This is a genomic window from Ensifer sp. CCNWLY38, assembly GCF_037120565.1.
Lineage (GTDB): Bacteria > Pseudomonadota > Alphaproteobacteria > Rhizobiales > Rhizobiaceae > Ensifer > Ensifer adhaerens_H.
In genome coordinates, this window is sequence record NZ_JBBBBO010000001.1 from 618,022 (window position 1) to 634,550 (window position 16,529).

General features: G+C 63.7%; 15 protein-coding genes. 7 read left to right on the forward strand and 8 right to left on the reverse strand.

Translation table 11 applies throughout. The annotated features are described in order from the left end of the window. The first annotated feature begins 141 nt into the window (after positions 1–141). Positions 142–3,645, forward strand: a complete 3,504-nt coding sequence (locus V7S54_RS03070; RefSeq protein ID WP_065372340.1) for a PAS domain-containing hybrid sensor histidine kinase/response regulator — start codon at positions 142–144, stop codon at positions 3,643–3,645. 72 nt (positions 3,646–3,717) lie between these two features. Here V7S54_RS03070 and V7S54_RS03075 read toward each other — a convergent pair whose 3' ends face one another. Together V7S54_RS03075 and V7S54_RS03080 are read right to left on the reverse strand one after the other, a co-directional pair. Next, positions 3,718–4,368: a response regulator transcription factor gene (locus V7S54_RS03075; RefSeq protein WP_058329037.1), complete on the reverse strand. Its 651-nt coding sequence runs from the start codon at positions 4,366–4,368 to the stop codon at positions 3,718–3,720. An 81-nt stretch (positions 4,369–4,449) separates the two neighbouring features. Further along, the gene (locus V7S54_RS03080; protein ID WP_065372339.1) at positions 4,450–4,869 is read right to left on the reverse strand and encodes a hypothetical protein; all 420 of its coding nucleotides are present in this window, start codon (positions 4,867–4,869) and stop codon (positions 4,450–4,452) included. Between the two features lie 169 nt (positions 4,870–5,038). Between V7S54_RS03080 and V7S54_RS03085 the strand changes: the two genes are divergently transcribed. Continuing rightward, entirely contained in the window at positions 5,039–5,386 is a 348-nt protein-coding gene (locus V7S54_RS03085; protein ID WP_065372338.1) for a DUF952 domain-containing protein, read from the forward strand. Next, positions 5,383–6,468 carry a quinone-dependent dihydroorotate dehydrogenase gene (locus tag V7S54_RS03090; RefSeq protein WP_065372337.1) on the forward strand — a complete coding sequence of 362 codons (1,086 nt, stop codon included), beginning with the start codon at positions 5,383–5,385 and terminating at the stop codon, positions 6,466–6,468. Before V7S54_RS03085 ends, V7S54_RS03090 begins: the two co-directional genes overlap by 4 nt. On the opposite strand, the gene V7S54_RS03095 is transcribed toward V7S54_RS03090, so the two are convergent. The 3 genes from V7S54_RS03095 to V7S54_RS03105 form a co-directional block, all read right to left on the reverse strand. Beyond that, positions 6,444–7,799, reverse strand: coding sequence for an MATE family efflux transporter (locus V7S54_RS03095; RefSeq protein ID WP_065372336.1), 1,356 nt, complete (start codon positions 7,797–7,799; stop codon positions 6,444–6,446). The genes V7S54_RS03090 and V7S54_RS03095 overlap by 25 nt on opposite strands. Before the next feature lie 332 nt (positions 7,800–8,131). Next, positions 8,132–8,635, reverse strand: a complete 504-nt coding sequence (locus tag V7S54_RS03100; protein WP_065372457.1) for a CAP domain-containing protein — start codon at positions 8,633–8,635, stop codon at positions 8,132–8,134. A 2-nt stretch (positions 8,636–8,637) separates the two neighbouring features. Then, positions 8,638–8,904: a DUF6460 domain-containing protein gene (locus V7S54_RS03105; protein ID WP_065372335.1), complete on the reverse strand. Its 267-nt coding sequence runs from the start codon at positions 8,902–8,904 to the stop codon at positions 8,638–8,640. A 162-nt stretch (positions 8,905–9,066) separates the two neighbouring features. Here V7S54_RS03105 and V7S54_RS03110 point away from each other — a divergent pair, with 162 nt between their 5' ends. The 4 genes from V7S54_RS03110 (at position 9,067) to pdeM (ending at position 14,279) form a co-directional block, all read left to right on the forward strand. Further along, positions 9,067–10,005, forward strand: coding sequence for a methyltransferase (locus V7S54_RS03110; RefSeq protein ID WP_065372334.1), 939 nt, complete (start codon positions 9,067–9,069; stop codon positions 10,003–10,005). Positions 10,006–10,111: 106 nt separating this feature from the next. Continuing rightward, the gene (locus tag V7S54_RS03115) at positions 10,112–10,747 is read left to right on the forward strand and encodes a YitT family protein (protein WP_065372333.1); all 636 of its coding nucleotides are present in this window, start codon (positions 10,112–10,114) and stop codon (positions 10,745–10,747) included. A gap of 148 nt (positions 10,748–10,895) precedes the next feature. Further along, positions 10,896–13,442, forward strand: coding sequence for a ligase-associated DNA damage response DEXH box helicase (locus V7S54_RS03120; protein ID WP_065372332.1), 2,547 nt, complete (start codon positions 10,896–10,898; stop codon positions 13,440–13,442). 111 nt (positions 13,443–13,553) lie between these two features. Then, complete coding sequence (gene pdeM, locus V7S54_RS03125; protein WP_065372331.1) at positions 13,554–14,279, forward strand: ligase-associated DNA damage response endonuclease PdeM; 726 nt, start codon at positions 13,554–13,556, stop codon at positions 14,277–14,279. A gap of 48 nt (positions 14,280–14,327) precedes the next feature. Here pdeM and V7S54_RS03130 read toward each other — a convergent pair whose 3' ends face one another. The 3 genes from V7S54_RS03130 to V7S54_RS03140 form a co-directional block, all read right to left on the reverse strand. Further along, complete coding sequence (locus V7S54_RS03130; protein ID WP_034797129.1) at positions 14,328–14,564, reverse strand: Lrp/AsnC ligand binding domain-containing protein; 237 nt, start codon at positions 14,562–14,564, stop codon at positions 14,328–14,330. Positions 14,565–14,764: 200 nt separating this feature from the next. Beyond that, the gene (locus tag V7S54_RS03135; protein ID WP_065372330.1) at positions 14,765–15,565 is read right to left on the reverse strand and encodes a TIGR02186 family protein; all 801 of its coding nucleotides are present in this window, start codon (positions 15,563–15,565) and stop codon (positions 14,765–14,767) included. Further along, positions 15,565–16,491 (reverse strand): sulfite exporter TauE/SafE family protein, encoded by a 927-nt coding sequence (locus V7S54_RS03140; protein WP_065372329.1) that lies wholly within the window; start codon positions 16,489–16,491, stop codon positions 15,565–15,567. Before V7S54_RS03140 ends, V7S54_RS03135 begins: the two co-directional genes overlap by 1 nt. Positions 16,492–16,529: the final 38 nt, after the last annotated feature.

Consider the following 16,529-nt stretch of genomic DNA (forward strand, 5'->3'; position numbering starts at 1 on the left):
TGCCTGCCAAAAGAAGGATCAAACTCTCTTCCGCATCCGGCAGACCATTTTCTCTTGCGGCACCTTGGACTTAAGACTCATATGCCGGGCAATTCTCAACCTGGCGGACTTGTCCTATGCTTCGCGTCGGAGGAGTGAGGCATGCTTTCGGGTTCGGTCATCTTTGCCTCGGCCTTCGCCTATCTGCTGCTGCTATTTGCAGTCGCGAGCTATGGCGACCGGCGGGCCAGGAGGAAAAGCGCTGCGCTGAAAGGCAGACCGCTCGTCTATGCGCTCAGCCTTGCGATCTATTGCACGTCCTGGACCTATTTCGGCGGTATCGGGCTCGCGGCCGAGCGCGGGCTCGAATTCACCGGCATCTATATCGGCCCGATCCTGATGTTCACGCTGGGCATGCCGCTGATCCGCAAGATCATCCGCCTTGCCAAGACCGAGAAGCTGACCTCCGTCGCCGACTTCATCGCCGCGCGCTACGGTAAGAACCCGGCCGTGGCGGCGATCGTCGCACTGATCTCGCTGGTCGGTGCCATCCCCTATATCGCATTGCAGCTCAAGGCGATTTCGAGCTCCGTCGCGGCGATGATCAACACCAGCGATTACGGCATCGGCGCTGGGCAGAGTTTCATCGACCTGCCGCTGCTCGTCACCCTGTTCCTCGCCTGCTTCGCCATCGTCTTCGGCACCCGCCATACCGACGCGACGGAACATCAGGATGGGCTCATCCTGGCGATCGCGATGGAATCGCTCGTCAAGCTCGTGGCGCTCGTCACCGCCGGTTTCTACATCGTCTTCGTGATCTTCAACGGCCCGGCCAATCTCTGGTCGCTGGCCGCGCAGAGCCCGGCAGTGCAATCGGCGCTCTCCTATGAAACTCCGACGGCGCGGTGGATCCTGCTGATCGTCACCTCCGCCTTCGCGGTGATCATGCTGCCGCGGCAGTTCCATGTGACCGTCGTCGAGAACCGCACCGAAGGGGAACTGCGCACCGCCGGCATTCTCTTTCCGCTCTATCTGATCGGTATCAATCTCTTCGTGCTGCCGATCGCCATTGCCGGCATCCTCACTTTCTCCGGTTCCGGCAATGCCGATCTCTATCTGCTGACCCTACCGCTCGCCAACGACCTGCCGGTGCTGACCCTCATCACCTTCATCGGCGGCTTTTCAGCGGCAACTGCAATGGTGATCGTCGCCTCCGTGGCGCTTTCGATCATGATCTCCAACGACATCGTCATGCCAGTATTCCTGCGTCGCAATCTCAGCCAGCGCGGCGGCCTGCAGGAAAATCTCGCCGGGACGCTGCTCAACATCCGCCGCTCGGCAATCTTCGTCGTGCTGCTGCTCGGTTATGGCTACTACCGCGCCGCCGATATCAGCGCCGGGCTCGCCTCGCTTGGCCTTCTGTCCTTCGTCGCCATCTCGCAAATGGCGCCGGCCCTGCTCGGCGGCCTCGTCTGGCGGCAGGCCAATGCGCGTGGCGCCATCACCGGCATGGTCTCAGGTTTCTTGGTCTGGGCCTATCTCCTGTTCCTGCCGAGCCTCGGTGGACCCGATAACTCCCATGTCGCGACGACGGTGCTGAGCTTCCTGCTGCCGTTCACCGATCTCTTCTCGGGTCCCAATGCCGACCCGCTGGTCAATGCCACGACGCTGAGCCTGCTCGTCAACTGCACCACCTATGTGCTCGCCTCCCTGACGCGTACGCCGAAACCGATCGAACGTTTCCAGGCCGGTGTCTTCATCACCCGGCGGTCGCGCACGGAAGGCACCTTCCGCGGCCGCAAGACCAAGGTCACCGTGCGCGACCTCAAGGCGACGATCGGCCGCTACATGGGAACCGAGCGCATGCAGCGCTCGTTCCACACCTATGAGCGCCAGTCCGGCCGCTGGCTGGACGACAATGCGCCGGCGGACATGGCCGTCGTGCATTTTTCCGAGCAGCTGCTCGGCAGCGCCATCGGCTCCTCGTCAGCCCGGCTCGTGCTTTCGCTCGTCCTGCAGCGCGGCGACGACACGTCGTCGGACACGGCCTGGCTGCTCGACCAGGCGAGCGAGGCGCTGCAATACAATCAGGATATGCTGAACACCGCGCTTGCGCAGATGGACCAGGGCATTGCCGTCTTCGACAACGCCAACAACCTGATCATCTGGAACCGGCGCTTCCGCCAGCTTCTCGACCTGCCCGAGGCGGCCGGCCAGGTGGGTTTCCCGCTTGCCGATATCGTTTCGATCCTCACCAAGCGTGGCGATATCCGCAAGGACCAGGAAAAGGGATTGATCGCCAACTTCCTGACGCTCGACAAGCCCTTCCTGCTCGAACTTGGCAATGGCGAGCGCATCATCGAAGTGCGCACGAATGCCATGCCCGACAAAGGCATTGTCACCACCTATACCGACATCACCCAGCGCGTTGCCGCCGACATGGCGCTGAAACAGGCAAACGAGACGCTGGAACTGCGCGTCGAGGAACGCACCGGCGAACTCACCCGCGTGAACCGGGAACTCGCCGAAGCACGGGCGGCCGCGGAAGAGGCCAATATTGGCAAGACGCGGTTCTTCGCTGCCGCCGGCCACGATATCCTGCAGCCGCTCAATGCCGCCCGTCTCTATTCGTCCTCGCTGGTCGAGCGGCTTGGCGATTCCGACAACAGCACGCTCGTTGAGAACATCGATTCCTCGCTGGAATCGGTCGAGGCCATTCTTGGCGCCGTGCTCGATATTTCGCGCCTCGACACCGGCGCAATGAAGCCGCGGCTGCAATCCGTCCCGCTCAATGACCTGCTCCGTCGCATCGAGACCGACTTCGCGCCGATGGCGCGCGCCAAGGATCTCGAACTGGTGATCATGCCGACCTCGCTGGTCGTGCGTAGCGATCCGAACCTTTTGCGCCGCGTGGTGCAGAACCTCGTTTCCAACGCGATCAAATATACGCTCACCGGCAAGGTGCTGGTCGGCGTGCGCAGGCATGGGGCGATGGCGACGATCGAGGTGCTCGATTCCGGCATCGGCATTCCATCGTCGAAGTTCCGGACGGTCTTCAAGGAATTCGCACGGCTCGACGAGGGCGCGCGCACCGCTTCCGGGCTCGGCCTCGGCCTATCGATCGTCGATCGCATCTCGCGCGTGCTCAACCATCCGGTCAGCCTGCAATCGACACCGGGCAAAGGCACCGGGTTCAAGGTGACGCTGCCGCTGGACGCAAGCGCCGGTGAACCGGTCGCGGTCCGCCCAGTTGTCCCCAACAAGGCGAGCGAGGCGCTCAACGGCTTGCGCGTGCTCTGCATCGACAACGAACCGCGCATCCTCGAGGGCATGAAAGTGCTGCTTTCGGGCTGGGGCTGCGTCGTCAGCACGGCGGAATCGGTTGCCGCTTGCGCCGAGATGACGGGAGAGCCGGCCGAGAAACCGCACGCGATCATCGCCGACTATCATCTCGACGACGGCACGGGCATCGAAGCGATTGCGAAGATCCGGCTATCCGCGGGCGAGGCGATCCCCGCCTTGCTGGTGACGGCCGACCGTTCGCCGGAAGTGCGCGCCGCGGCCGAGCGCGACGGCGTTTCGATCCAGAACAAGCCAGTGCGGCCGGCGGCGATGCGGGCGTGGCTGACACAGCTTTCGACGGCGGCGCGAACGGCTGCGGAATGAGCGGCTCCGGCGTTGCGGCGCTGCGCCGAGACGGCACGCAGTAGGAGAAGATCGCCACTACGCTCGATCGCCTCAGGCGGCGGCGACGGTGCCGATCTTCGAAAGCTGGATGACCGCCTGGGTGCGGCTGTCGACATTGAGCTTCAACAGGATCGCCGAGACATGGGCTTTGATGGTCGCCTCGGAGACGCCGAGTTCATAGGCAATCTGCTTGTTGAGCAGGCCTTCGCCCAGCATGCTGAGGACGCGTGACTGCTGCGGCGTCAGCGTCTGTAGCCGCTGGAGCAGGTCGGCGACTTCCGGTTCGTATTCCTGCGCCTGGTCATAACCCGCCGGCACGAAGACCTCACCAGCCATGACCTTCTCGATACCCTCGCGGATCTCCTCGATACCGGCCGACTTCGACAGGAAGCCGGACGCGCCGAGATCGAGCGCACGGTGGATCGTCGCCGGATCGTCGTGGGCGGAGACCACCATGACCGGCAGGCTCGGAAACTCGGCGCGAAGCGCAATCAGGCCGGAAAGGCCGCTGACGCCAGGCATGGTCAGGTCCAGCAGCAGGAGATCGGCATCCGGATAATCGGCGGCGGCCTTGCGCGCCGCGGCGAAATCAGCAGCCTCGACGATGGCGGGCGCGCCGTCCATGCCGCTCAAGGCCTGGCGCATGGCGCCACGAAACAGCGGATGATCGTCCGCGATGATGATGGTCATGTCCGGCGTCATGTCGCTCCCTCCCAAGAGCCCGGCCTGCGACCTGCGCGCCTCCACGCGCCGATCCGCATCCCGCATGGCCGTTCCGGCGTCTCAGGTCTTCTGCGGCTCCGTCGCGGGGTCGCTGCCTTCGAGATCCTTCACGATATCCATGAACTTACGCATCATTCTTTCCATGATGCCCATTGTCCGGTCAATCTCTTCGTCGGTCGGAAGGTCCGGTTTCGCGACGCTTTCACCGGATTTAACGGCCTTTTCCAAGGTCTCCACCCGTTTGGTCAAAAGCTCGATCTCGAGCTCGAGCGCGGAGCGTTCGTCGGCTGCCATGCGGCAGACGAGCTCGCCGCTCCTTTCCTGGCAGAGCGACACTTCGCCGGTTTGCGTGTCGAGCCGGGCAATCCCGGTCTCGGATTTCTGCATGCTGTAGCGGCCAGGCGCCGGATCCTGCGCCGAGGCGATGCCGGCGGATGCCAGGCCGGCTCCGATCAGAAGTGCGACAGTAGCTTTTCTCATGACGTCCTCTCCGTTGCGGTCCTTGCCAGATGACGTCCGGCACATGAACGGGAAGAGCGAAATCGATCTTCACCACCGATTATGCGCGAATCGACGTCCTTCTGCGATGGACAATCGCCGATATTTGCGGCAAGGCCACGACAGAAGATTACGGGGACAGACGGGCACAATGGGTTCCATCATCTACAAGATCGTTCCGGCCTCGCTGTGGCAGGAAGCCAAGCGCAGCGGACGCTTCGACGGCGCACCCGTCGACCTCGCTGACGGCTTCATCCATTTCTCCACCGCCGAACAGGCCGTGGAAACGGCAGCGCGGCATTTCGAGGGACAGGAAGGCCTGCTTTTGGTCGCCGTCGACGGCGACGCGCTCGGCGAGGAACTGGTCTACGAACCCTCGCGCGGCGGCGCCCTCTTCCCGCATCTCTATGCCCCTCTCTTCCTCTCGGCCGTGGTCTGGGAAAAACCCCTGCCGCTTGGCGCCGATGGTTCGCATATCTTCCCGGAACTTGACGCATGAATCCGCTTACCAATCTCGCCCGCCGCGGCCTCTTCCTGTTCGATCCCGAGGCCGCGCACGGCCTGTCGATCAAGGCGCTGAAGACCGGGCTCGTGCCCAGCTGTCCTTCCAAGGTCGATAAGCGGCTTTCCCAGACGGTCGCCGGCATCGAGTTCCCAAACCCGATCGGCATGGCCGCCGGCTACGACAAGAACGCCGAGGTGCCGGAAGCGCTCCTGAAGATCGGTTTTGGTTTCACCGAAATCGGCACCGTCACGCCGAAGCCGCAGTCCGGCAACGACAAGCCGCGCATTTTCCGGCTGGTCGAGGACGAGGCCGTGATCAACCGCCTCGGCTTCAACAACGAGGGCCATGGCGCGGCGCTGGCGCGGCTCAAGGCCTGCTCGCGCGCTGCTCTGATCGGCGTCAATATCGGCGCCAACAAGGACAGTGCCGACCGCGTTGCCGACTATGTGAACGGCATTCACGCCTTCTATTCGGTCGCCCGTTATTTCACCGCCAACATCTCCTCGCCGAACACGCCGGGCCTGCGCGACCTGCAGGCGCGCGAGAGCCTCGCCGCCCTGCTGTCCGCCGTGCTCGCCGCGCGCGACGAGGAAGCCCGCCGTAGCAACCGGTACGTTCCGGTGTTCCTAAAGATCGCGCCCGATCTGACGGAAGAGGGCATGGACGACATCGCAGCCGAAGTTCTCGCCCACAATCTCGACGGCCTGATCGTCTCCAATACGACGCTTTCGCGCGAAGGCTTGAAGGACCAAAACCAGGCGAAGGAAGCTGGCGGCCTCTCCGGCAAGCCGCTCTTCGAGAAATCGACGGCGGTACTTGCCCGCATGCGCAAGCGCGTCGGACCAAATCTGCCGATCATCGGTGTCGGCGGTGTCAGTTCGGCCGAGACCGCGGCAGAAAAAATCCGCGCCGGCGCCGATCTGGTCCAGCTCTATTCCTGCATGGTCTATGAAGGCCCTGCGCTCCCCGGCCGCATCGTGCGTGGCCTTTCCGATCTCTGCGACCGTGAGCGGCTCAGCTCGATCCGCGATATCAGAGACAGCCGCCTCGACTACTGGGCCGGCCGGAAGGTCTGACGCGCCTTCGAGGAAATTCTCGAAAGCAGGAACAGGCCGCGCAGCAACAGGAAGAGGTTGAGGCCGGCCCAAAGCCCGTGATTGCCGAAGACGGGCACGAGCACTGCCAGCGCCGCCGCGTAGCCGACAAAGGCCGCGACCATCATGTTGCGCATCTCGCGCGACCAGGTGGCGCCGATGAAGACGCCATCCATCAGGAAGGCGAGTGCGCCGGTGGTCGCAGTGACAGCCGCCCAGGGCAGATACTCGTAAGCGGCCGCGCGGACATCGGCCGCCGTCGTCAACAGATTGATGAGCCGATCGCCGAAAAGCAGGAGGACGATGGTGGTGACCAAGGCGAGCCCCAGCGACCAGGCGGCCGTCAGGCGTAGCGCGCGATCGAAGGCTGGGCGGTAGCGGGCACCGATCGAACGGCCGATCAATTGCTCGGCGGCGTTGGCGAGGCCGTCGAGATAGTAGCCGGCGACCAGGAAGATCGTCATCAACACCGCGTTTGCCGCAAGCGTCACCGGCCCAAAGGCCGTGCCGATGCGCGTCATCAGCGTGAAGGCAGCGAGCAGCACGAAGGAGCGGATCATGATGTCGCGGTTGAGGCCGAAGAGCGGCTTCAATCGTTCGCGATCGAAGATCAGCGCCCAGCTCGGTGCATCCTTGCGGTCGAAGCGGCCATAGACGATCGCAAAGCCGGCGAGCGCCCCGATCACCTCGCCGGTGACGGTGGCGAGCGCCACACCCATCACGCCCCAGCCGAGCACGAGACCGAGCAGGATCGACAGCACGATGTTGATTCCGTTGATCAGCGTCTGCAGCATCAGCCCGATGGTGCCCTCGCCCCGGCCAAGCACGAAGCCGAGGATGGCGTAGTTCGCAAGCGCCGCCGGCGCCGAAATGATGCGACAGAGAAAATAGGTGCTGGTGACGGCCGCCACTTCCGGTTCCGGCCCCATCAGCCAGAGGCCGCCGGAGAGCAGAAGCGGTGAAATGAGAATACTAGCCGCGCCGCAGACAAGCGCGATCGTAAGCGACCGCCAGAACACCGCCTGCTGCTCACGTCTGTCACCACGGCCATAGGCCTGAGCAACGAGGCCGGTCGTGCCGGCGCGCAGGAAATTGAAGGTGGTAAAGATCAGGTCGAATATGATGGCGCCGATCGCGAGCCCTGCGAGCAGCGTCGCCTGCCCCATGCGGCCGATAACAGCCGTATCGACCAGACCCAGCAAGGGCGTCGTCAGGAAGCCGAGCGTCATCGGCAGCGCAATCGCCAGGATCAGCCGATGGGTGACGTGAAAGGCGCCGGCGGGATCGTTCGGCGAGGCGGGAGAGGCGGTCATCGAACGGTCCGGGCGTTATGGGTGAGTGACGACCGTTTTAGGGAAAGTGCATGGGAGGATGCAAGGGACCATGCGCTGTTCAGCGGCGATGAGTGCGTATCTAAGTCTGTGCCTGCCAAAGCCCCTCACCCTAGCCCTCTCCCCGCAGGCGGGGAGAGGGGACGCGCACAAGCTGAGGCGCCACATCCTGAGCTACCGTCGGGGACAGCTTCAAGCATGGAAATTGCGGGTACGAGCGGGGGCGGCAAGCTGCCTTCTCCCCGCCTGCGGGGAGAAGGCCCCGGCAGGGGAATGAGGGGCCAAGCGCGGTTCAGATGTCCGCTAAGGCCGGATCAGGCCGACAGCACCATGGCCCAGAAGGGGCGGTTGCCGGATGAAGCGTTCTGGGCGACGGCAACGCCGAGGCCGCGATAGTTGCCGAGCATATTTTCCAGATGCTTCGGCGACTTGTACCAGGCGTCATAGGCGCGCTCGGCATCGTCCTGGCCCATGGCGATGTTTTCGGCTGCCGGAAGCGTCACGCCCTGGCCCTTCATGCGGTCGTAGAAACTGTCGTTCCAGCCGATCAGGTGCTGCATCTTGCCGACCCGCGCCATGCGCGCCGCCTGGCTCATCGCGGCGACCGAGGCCGCGTGGTCCGCCACGAGCTCCGTCAGCCCCTTGCCCTTGCGCAGCTTGTTGACATAACCGAGGCTCGCGTCGGTCTGGTCGCTGCCCGTGCCACCATCGGGCGTCAGCAGTTGGGACGTCGTGCAGCCGGCAAGCGCGCCGAGCGAGAGGATGGCGGTTGCACGCAGCAGGCCGCGGCGTTCGATCAAGAGAAACCGGTCGTGCATCATCAGCGCCGGTAGCTCAGAACACGCAGGATCACGAAGGCGGGAACGACGATCGCCGCACCGAGCAGCAGATAGTCGCCCACCCGGCCAAGTGCGGCAAAGCCGGTGTGCCAGAGGTCGAGCAGGAAGTTGCGGACCGCGAAATAGATATCGGTCGGATACCAGCCGAAGACGGTCATGACGAAGCCGACGAGGATCGACACCACGACGAGCTTGACCAGCACGCGCAGCGGCGAGTCACCCAAAAATCTGTTCATTCCGTCCGACATCCGCGAACTTCTCCTGTTTGTCTTCACATAAGCCGCGATCGGCAGCGCCGCAAGTCGGCCAGACCTTGCACAGCACCCAAGCTCTCAGTTTCAGCCAGATTCCGCTTGTGTTTTGCAGCATCCGGCGTCAGAAGCGCTGATCGCAACCGATATCTCACATTGATGACGCTCAACCAGCTCTCCTCCGGCGACCTGATCGCCGACCGCCGCGCCGACTACGCAAAAATGCTTGCCGAGGGCGGCGAGCCCGGAAGTGCTGCCGAACTCATGGCACAGGCGCTCGAACGGGCGCCGGACTGGGCAGCCGGCTGGTTTCGGCTGGCGGACTATGAGGAAAAATCGGGCCGGAAAGAGGCGGCGATCGACGCGCTCAGAAAAACCCTGGCGCTGAGCCCTCAGGACATCTTCGGCGCCGGCCTGAAGCTGGCGCTGCTCGGCGCCGCCGCGGTGCCCGAACAGCCGCCGAGCCTCTATGTCGAGCGCCTGTTCGACGACTATGCCGATCGCTTCGACCAGGCACTGGTGGAAAAGCTCGGCTATACGGTGCCGCAAAAGCTCGCGGCGCTGATCCAAAGCCACACCGGGGGCCTCATCTTCGAGCATGTGACGGATCTCGGCTGCGGCACCGGCCTCTTCGGCGAACGCATCCGGGATCAGGCGCAGTTCCTCGAAGGTTTCGACATCTCCATCAACATGCTCGCCAAGGCCGAGGCGAAATCCACCTACGATCGACTGGCACGCGCCGACCTCTCTCTCTCGCCGGAAGCCTCGGGCATCTTCGGCAACTTCGCCCCCGCCCGCGCCGATCTCGTCAGCGCCGCTGACGTCCTCATGTATCTCGGCAATCTCGACAGCGTCTTCGACATTACCCTCCGACTACTGGCCGCCGATGGCTACTTCGCCTTTTCCGTCGAGGATGCGGGCGGTGGCGTGGATTTTCTGTTGCGCCCCTCGCTGCGCTACGCCCATAGCGAAGCCTATATTCGCGGCCTCTGCACCGCGCACGGGCTGAAGCTGCTGGCCATCGAGCGTACCGTCATCCGCATGGATGCCGGCGAACCGGTTTTCGGCATCCTGTTTCTGGCGCGCAAGCCTGCATAAAACGCATGGCAGAGTCGCAAAAATAAGTCAGCATTACTGACGTATTTTTCTTGAATATTGTTGTGCGTTGCAGCATTGCTGCGGCCATCGCAATCGAGGTTTTGCCATGGCTCAGATCAGCAGCGTTTTCGGTATCTGGAACACCAGCCCGACCCGGCATACGGCGGTCGAGGACCTACAGGGCATCTTCACCGGCAGCCTGATCGCCGCGCTCGGCCTCTATTTCCTCGCAAGCGCCGGTCTGCTCACCGGCAGCACCGCGGGCGTCGCCTTCCTGCTGCACTATGCGTTCGGCATCAATTTCGGTCTTGCCTTCTTCCTGCTCAACCTGCCGTTCTTCTATCTGTCGCTGAAGCGGCTCGGCCCGGCCTTTACCGTCAAGACCTTCATCGCCATCGGCGTGACCTCGTTCCTGACCGACATCCAGTCGCGCCTCTTCCAGATCGGCACGATCCAGCCGGCCTGGGCAGCATTGCTCGGCGGCCTGCTGCTCGGTTATGGCCTGCTCGCGCTCTATCGCCACCGCGCGAGCCTTGGCGGCGTCGGCATTCTCGGCATCTACCTGCAGGAGCGCTTCGGCATTCGCGCCGGCCTCGTGCAGCTTGCGATTGACATGGTCGTGCTCGTCGCCGCCTTTGGGGTGACGACGCCCACGGTGGTCGCGTGGTCGGTGCTCGGCGCGGTCGTGCTCAACCTGTTTGTGGCCATCAACCACCGCGCCGATCGTTACATCGCACTTTAAGAGCGTCGCGAGGACTAAGCGGCTTTCGCCGGTGCGTCGACCGGATGCGGGGAGCGGAAGCCGACGGCGATCCGGTTCCGAACAGGAGTCAAGGTGCCGCCCGGCGGCAGGTCTTCCGGGCTTCTCTTTTGGCAGATTTGATCTACCTTTGTTCTCCGTGAACAGGATCGATTCCAGAGAACCGCAGGGCGATGCCCTGACCTTGCCCACCCCCTTTCTGCGCTGGTTCGGCGAGAAGGGCTGGCGGCCGCGCGCCCACCAGCTCGAGCTCCTGGCGCAGGCCGAGGCAGGAGAGAGCACGCTGCTGATCGCACCGACAGGTGCCGGCAAGACGCTTGCCGGCTTCCTGCCTTCGCTGGTCGATCTCACCCGCCGCGGCAGGATCCCGCCCGGCTCCGCCTTCGTCGGCATCCATACGCTCTACATCTCGCCTTTGAAGGCGCTTGCCGTCGATATCGAGCGAAACCTGATGAAACCGGTCGGCGAGATGGGATTGCCGGTGCGCGTCGAAAACCGCACCGGCGACACGCCCACCGCCAAGCGGCAGCGGCAAAAGCTCAATCCACCGGACATATTGCTGACGACGCCGGAACAGCTGGCGCTGCTGCTTGCCAATGGCGAGGCGACGCGCTTCTTCAAAGACCTGCGCTACGTCGTCTTCGACGAGTTGCACTCGCTCGTCACCTCGAAGCGCGGCCATCTCCTCTCCCTGGGCTTAGCGCGGCTTCGCCGGCTGGCGCCGCGGCTGCAGACGATTGGGCTTTCGGCAACGGTCTCCGACCCCATGGACCTGCAGCGCTGGCTGGCGCCACAGGAGCCGGACACGAACAATCACGCAGGGCTCGTGCTTGTCGAAGGCGGCGCCAAGCCGCAGATCTCCATCCTCAAGACGGAAGAGCACGTGCCGTGGGCCGGGCACTCGGCGCGCTACGCCATTGCCGATGTCTACGCCGCGATCAAGGAGCACGGCACCACCCTGCTCTTCGTCAACACCCGCAGCCAGGCGGAGCTGCTCTTCCAGGAACTCTGGACGATCAACGACGACAATCTGCCGATCGCGCTGCATCACGGCTCGCTCGATGTCGCCCAGCGCCGCAAGGTCGAGGCGGCGATGGCCGAGAACCGGCTGCGCGCGGTCGTCGCCACGTCGACGCTCGACCTCGGCATCGACTGGGGCGACGTCGATCTCGTCGTGCATGTCGGTGCGCCGAAGGGGGCAAGCCGCCTCGCCCAGCGCATCGGCCGCGCCAACCACCGCATGGACGAACCCTCGAAGGCGATCCTGGTGCCGGCCAACCGGTTCGAGGTGATGGAATGCCAGGCGGCGCTCGACGCCAACTATATCGGCGCGCAGGACACGCCGCCGGTCGGCAAGGGCGCGCTCGACGTGCTCGCCCAGCATGTGCTCGGCATGGCCTGTGCCGCGCCTTTCGACCCGCTGTCGCTTTACGACGAGATCACCAGCGCCTCGCCCTACACGACGCTCGCCTGGGAGACCTTCGAGCGGGTGATCGATTTTGTGGCGACCGGCGGCTACGCGCTGAAGACCTATGAACGCTATGCCCGGATCCGCAAGACCAAGGACGGGCTCTACCGCGTTTCCAATCCGCTGGTGGCGCAACAATACCGCCTGAATGTCGGCACCATCGTCGAGTCGCCGATGCTGAACGTGCGCATGGTCAAGCGCAACCAGCGCGGCTCGCTCGGCCGCGGCGGCATGCCGCTCGGCAAGGTCGAGGAGTATTTCCTCGAAATGCTCTCCCAGGGCGACACCTTCATGTTCTCCGGCAAGGTGCTGCGCTTCGAGGGCATCCGCGAGAACGAATGCCTCGTCAGCCAGGCCTTTACCTTCGATCCGAAGGTGCCGAGCTATGCCGGCGGCAAGTTTCCGCTCTCGACCTATCTGGCACAGCAGGTTCGCAGGATGCTCGCCGATCCGGCGCACAGGGCGGCGCTACCGGAACAGGTGCGCGACTGGCTCTCGCTACAGAAAGACGTCTCGATGCTGCCGCGCGAGGACGAGCTTCTGATCGAGACCTTCCCGCGCGGCAGCCGCCACTACATGGTCATCTATGCCTTCGAGGGGCGGTTGGCGCACCAGACGCTCGGCATGCTTTTGACCCGCCGGCTCGACCGCGCCGGGTTGAAACCGCTCGGCTTCGTCGCGACGGACTATTCGCTGGCGGTCTGGGCGCTCGACGACCTCGGCACCACCTTCAAGCTCAAGCGCGGCGCGCTTGCCGAGCTGTTCGACGAAGACATGCTCGGCGACGACCTCGAAGCCTGGCTGAACGAGTCCTTTCTGCTGAAACGCACCTTCCGCAACTGCGCCGTCATCGCCGGCCTCATCGACCAAAGGCATCCCGGCAAGGAAAAGACCGGCCGGCAGGTGACGGTCTCGGCCGACCTCATTTACGACGTATTGCACGCGCACGAGCCGGATCATCTGCTGCTCGAAGCGACCCGCAATGATGCGGCAACGGGGCTTTTGGACATCGCTCGGCTCGCGGATATGCTGAAGCGAATCAAGGGCCATATCACCCATCGACGGCTCGACCGGATCTCGCCGCTGGCGGTGCCCGTGATGCTGGAGATCGGCAAGGAAATGATCCAGGGCGAAGCGCAGGACTTCCTGCTTTCGGAGGCCGCCGACGACTTGATCCACGCGGCGATGGGCTACGATGCGGAACGCTAGCAAAGTCGTTTTGAGAAAGAGCAGTCTGTCGCGCTGGGCGGGTTACCCTTCTCTGGACGGTCTGTCGCGTCCGGCGGCTTACCTCGTCAAACAACGTGCGAGACCGTGACCATGCACCGCCTCGCTCATATTCTATCAGTTCCGACGACAGCCCCTCTCCTCCACGCTCAGACGACGATCAATGGAGTCGAAGGCATCTGCGATCCGCTCGGCGGTCTCTATCTGCCGGAGACGGGCACGCTCGTCGTTTCCGACCTGCATCTGGAAAAGGGTTCGGCCTTCGCCCGCCGCGGCATGCTGCTGCCGCCCTACGATACGCTGGCGACCCTGCGCGTGCTGGAGGCGGCGATCGCGCGCCACAACCCGAAACTCGTCATCAGCCTCGGCGACAATTTTCACGATCGTGTCGGTTCAGCCGTGATGCCGGACGCCTTCCGGCACATGATCGCGGCGATGGCGCTCGGGCGCGAATGGGTCTGGATCAACGGCAACCACGACCCGGACGGCGCCTTCGGCCTGCCGGGCGCCTCGATGGACGAGCTCAGCCATGCGGGCCTTATCTTCCGGCACGAGCCCAAGCGCGGCGACGCCGTTGGCGAGATCGCCGGGCATCTGCATCCGGCGGCAACGGTGGTGAGACGCGAAAGGGCCGTGCGCCGCGCCTGCTTCGCGACGGATGGCACCCGCATGCTGATGCCCGCCTTCGGGGTCACGACCGGCGGGCTAGACCTGCGACACCGGGCCATGACCGGGCTCTTCGACCGCAGCAAGCTGGTCGCCCACATGCTCGGTCGCGACCGGATCTATTCGGTCCGGTTTGCCAATCTGATTGCCTGACGCTTGGGGAAAGCGTGCGGCTCCGTCCGCACGCCGCCGAACCAGTGATCAGAACGCGTTGAAGGTCAGCGTCGTCAACGAGCGCGAGATACCCGGCACCGTGGCAATATTGTCGTTGATGAACTTGCCGATGTCCTGGCCTTCCTCGATGTAGACCTTGATGATCAGGTCGTAGTCGCCGCTGGTCGAGTACATTTCCGAAACGATTTCCTTGCGGTAGATCTCGTCAGCGACCTCGTAGGTCTTGCCGGGAGCACACTGCAACTGGACAAAAATCGGTTTCATCGAGCTTCCTCTGTCTTTGTCGCGTCGCTTGCCGCTACCGGCGCAAGCATCGCCTTCTCGAACTTCAGCGCGCGTTCGGCGCGGCGTGTTCAGATCAACATGTTCGAGATGCCCGGGTATTTGATCCCTAAAGCATCCTGCTGCCCTTTCTTTAAACGCACGCCGGGCAAAAGAAAACGCAGGGTAAGCTCCCGGCCCAACTATTCCTTGCGGAAGATCACGCTGGCACCCCAGCCGGTGATGACTGCGAGCAGCACGGCGACGAGGCCATAGAAAAGCGGTTGCTGATGCGCTGCCTGGGTAATGAACTGTTCCAGGCCAGTCTTGACGACACGCAACGGCAGCGCCTTGGCGGCGACGAAGACACCGTCGCGAAAGAGGTAGGCGCGCACCACGTGGACGCCGTTCGGCACGTTCGCCGGCAGGCGCACCGACGCCTTGAACAAGCTCGCACTGATGAACTGCACCCCGCCGGGATCGCGCTCGTAGACGCCACTCGTTTCGCGGATGCGGCGGAAGGCGTTGCGGAACTCGCCGAGATTGCTGCCGTCGCCGACGAAGCCGAGCGGCACCAGCCGCATGTGGTCGACGCCGATGCCCATATTGCCCATCTCGCCGGGCGGCGCGATCGTTTCGATGTCGCGCGTGCTCGACAGCGAATAGGATTCCGGCACCAGCTCGAAGGTCATCGACCGCGTGTTTACCCAGATGCCGAAGACGCGCTCCTTCTTGCGCACCGTCGCATTGTCCTTGGGGCCTTCGAGGGACACGATGATGTTGTACCTGCCCTGGGCCAGCAGTCCCTGGTCGAAACCATCGACGGCGCCGAAGATCGTGAGATCCGCGCCGCGGAAATCCGAGGTGATGGCGATCTCGTCGGTGGAGATGCCGATCTCCAGCTTTTCGGTGAAGTCGGCGTTTTCATCCTGCAGTGCGGCGTCGGCCGGCGCCGCCAGCGCAAGGGCGAAAAGAACGAGTGCTGTGCGGGCGACGCGGATCATCAGAAGCCGAACCCCGCTGATACGACCGAATAGATGTCCTTCGGCGGGATGACGAGCTCGACTGCCAGACGAATACCGACGGCAAGAACGAGGAGCGCGAGCAGCGCACGCAATTGTTCGCCGCGCAGCTTCTGGCCGACACGCACGCCATATTGCGCGCCGATGACGCCGGCGATCATCAGGACGAAGGCGAGCACGATATCGACGGTATAGTTGGTCGACGCCTGGACGATGACCGTATAGGCCGAGACGAAGACGATCTGGAACAGCGACGTGCCGACGACGACGTTGGTCGGGATGCGCAGGAGATAGATCATTGCCGGCACCATGATGAAGCCGCCGCCGACGCCCATGATCGAGGTCAGGATACCGATGCAGAAGCCGAGGAAGGCAACCGGAATGACGCTGAGATAGATCTTCGACTTCTTGAAACGCATCTTCAACGGCAGGCCGTGCACCCAGTTGTGCTGGCCGGGGCGACGCAGGGTCGTCGTCTGGTTCTTGGCGGCCTTGCGCATGGCGACGATGCTTTCCCAGAGCATCAGGCCACCGACGGTACCGAGCAGCACGACGTAAAGCAGCGAGATCACCAGGTCGAGCTGGCCGAGGCGGCGCAGCAGCGAAAACAGCCAGACGCCGACCGTCGCGCCCACGAGGCCACCGCAGAGCAACACCGTGCCGAGCTTGATATCGATCGTGCCGCGCCGGAAATGGGTGATCGCGCCGGATATCGATGAGGCAACCACCTGGTTGGCGCCGGTCGCCACCGCCACGACAGGCGGAATATTGTAGAAGATCAGGAGCGGCGTGATCAGGAAACCGCCGCCGACGCCGAACATGCCGGAAAGAAAGCCGACGGCCGCGCCCATACCGAGAATGATGAGTATGTTCACCGACAACTCTGCGATGGGCAGATAGATCGTCACGCCGGGTCCTCGATATGCCAACGGCCCGCAATGCGGGC

What these genes read in the sequence shown, in the direction of transcription:
- V7S54_RS03085 (WP_065372338.1), top strand. Translation starts at nt 5,039, where the DNA reads ATGGGTTCCATCATCTACAAGATCGTTCCGGCCTCGCTGTGGCAGGAA.
- V7S54_RS03115 (WP_065372333.1), top strand. Translation starts at nt 10,112, where the DNA reads ATGGCTCAGATCAGCAGCGTTTTCGGTATCTGGAACACCAGCCCGACC.
- V7S54_RS03110 (WP_065372334.1), top strand. Translation starts at nt 9,067, where the DNA reads ATGACGCTCAACCAGCTCTCCTCCGGCGACCTGATCGCCGACCGCCGC.
- V7S54_RS03130 (WP_034797129.1), bottom strand. Translation starts at nt 14,564, where the DNA reads ATGAAACCGATTTTTGTCCAGTTGCAGTGTGCTCCCGGCAAGACCTAC.
- pdeM (WP_065372331.1), top strand. Translation starts at nt 13,554, where the DNA reads ATGCACCGCCTCGCTCATATTCTATCAGTTCCGACGACAGCCCCTCTC.
- V7S54_RS03100 (WP_065372457.1), bottom strand. Translation starts at nt 8,635, where the DNA reads ATGCACGACCGGTTTCTCTTGATCGAACGCCGCGGCCTGCTGCGTGCA.
- V7S54_RS03070 (WP_065372340.1), top strand. Translation starts at nt 142, where the DNA reads ATGCTTTCGGGTTCGGTCATCTTTGCCTCGGCCTTCGCCTATCTGCTG.
- V7S54_RS03080 (WP_065372339.1), bottom strand. Translation starts at nt 4,869, where the DNA reads ATGAGAAAAGCTACTGTCGCACTTCTGATCGGAGCCGGCCTGGCATCC.
- V7S54_RS03095 (WP_065372336.1), bottom strand. Translation starts at nt 7,799, where the DNA reads ATGACCGCCTCTCCCGCCTCGCCGAACGATCCCGCCGGCGCCTTTCAC.
- V7S54_RS03105 (WP_065372335.1), bottom strand. Translation starts at nt 8,904, where the DNA reads ATGTCGGACGGAATGAACAGATTTTTGGGTGACTCGCCGCTGCGCGTG.
- V7S54_RS03075 (WP_058329037.1), bottom strand. Translation starts at nt 4,368, where the DNA reads ATGACGCCGGACATGACCATCATCATCGCGGACGATCATCCGCTGTTT.
- V7S54_RS03090 (WP_065372337.1), top strand. Translation starts at nt 5,383, where the DNA reads ATGAATCCGCTTACCAATCTCGCCCGCCGCGGCCTCTTCCTGTTCGAT.
- V7S54_RS03135 (WP_065372330.1), bottom strand. Translation starts at nt 15,565, where the DNA reads ATGATCCGCGTCGCCCGCACAGCACTCGTTCTTTTCGCCCTTGCGCTG.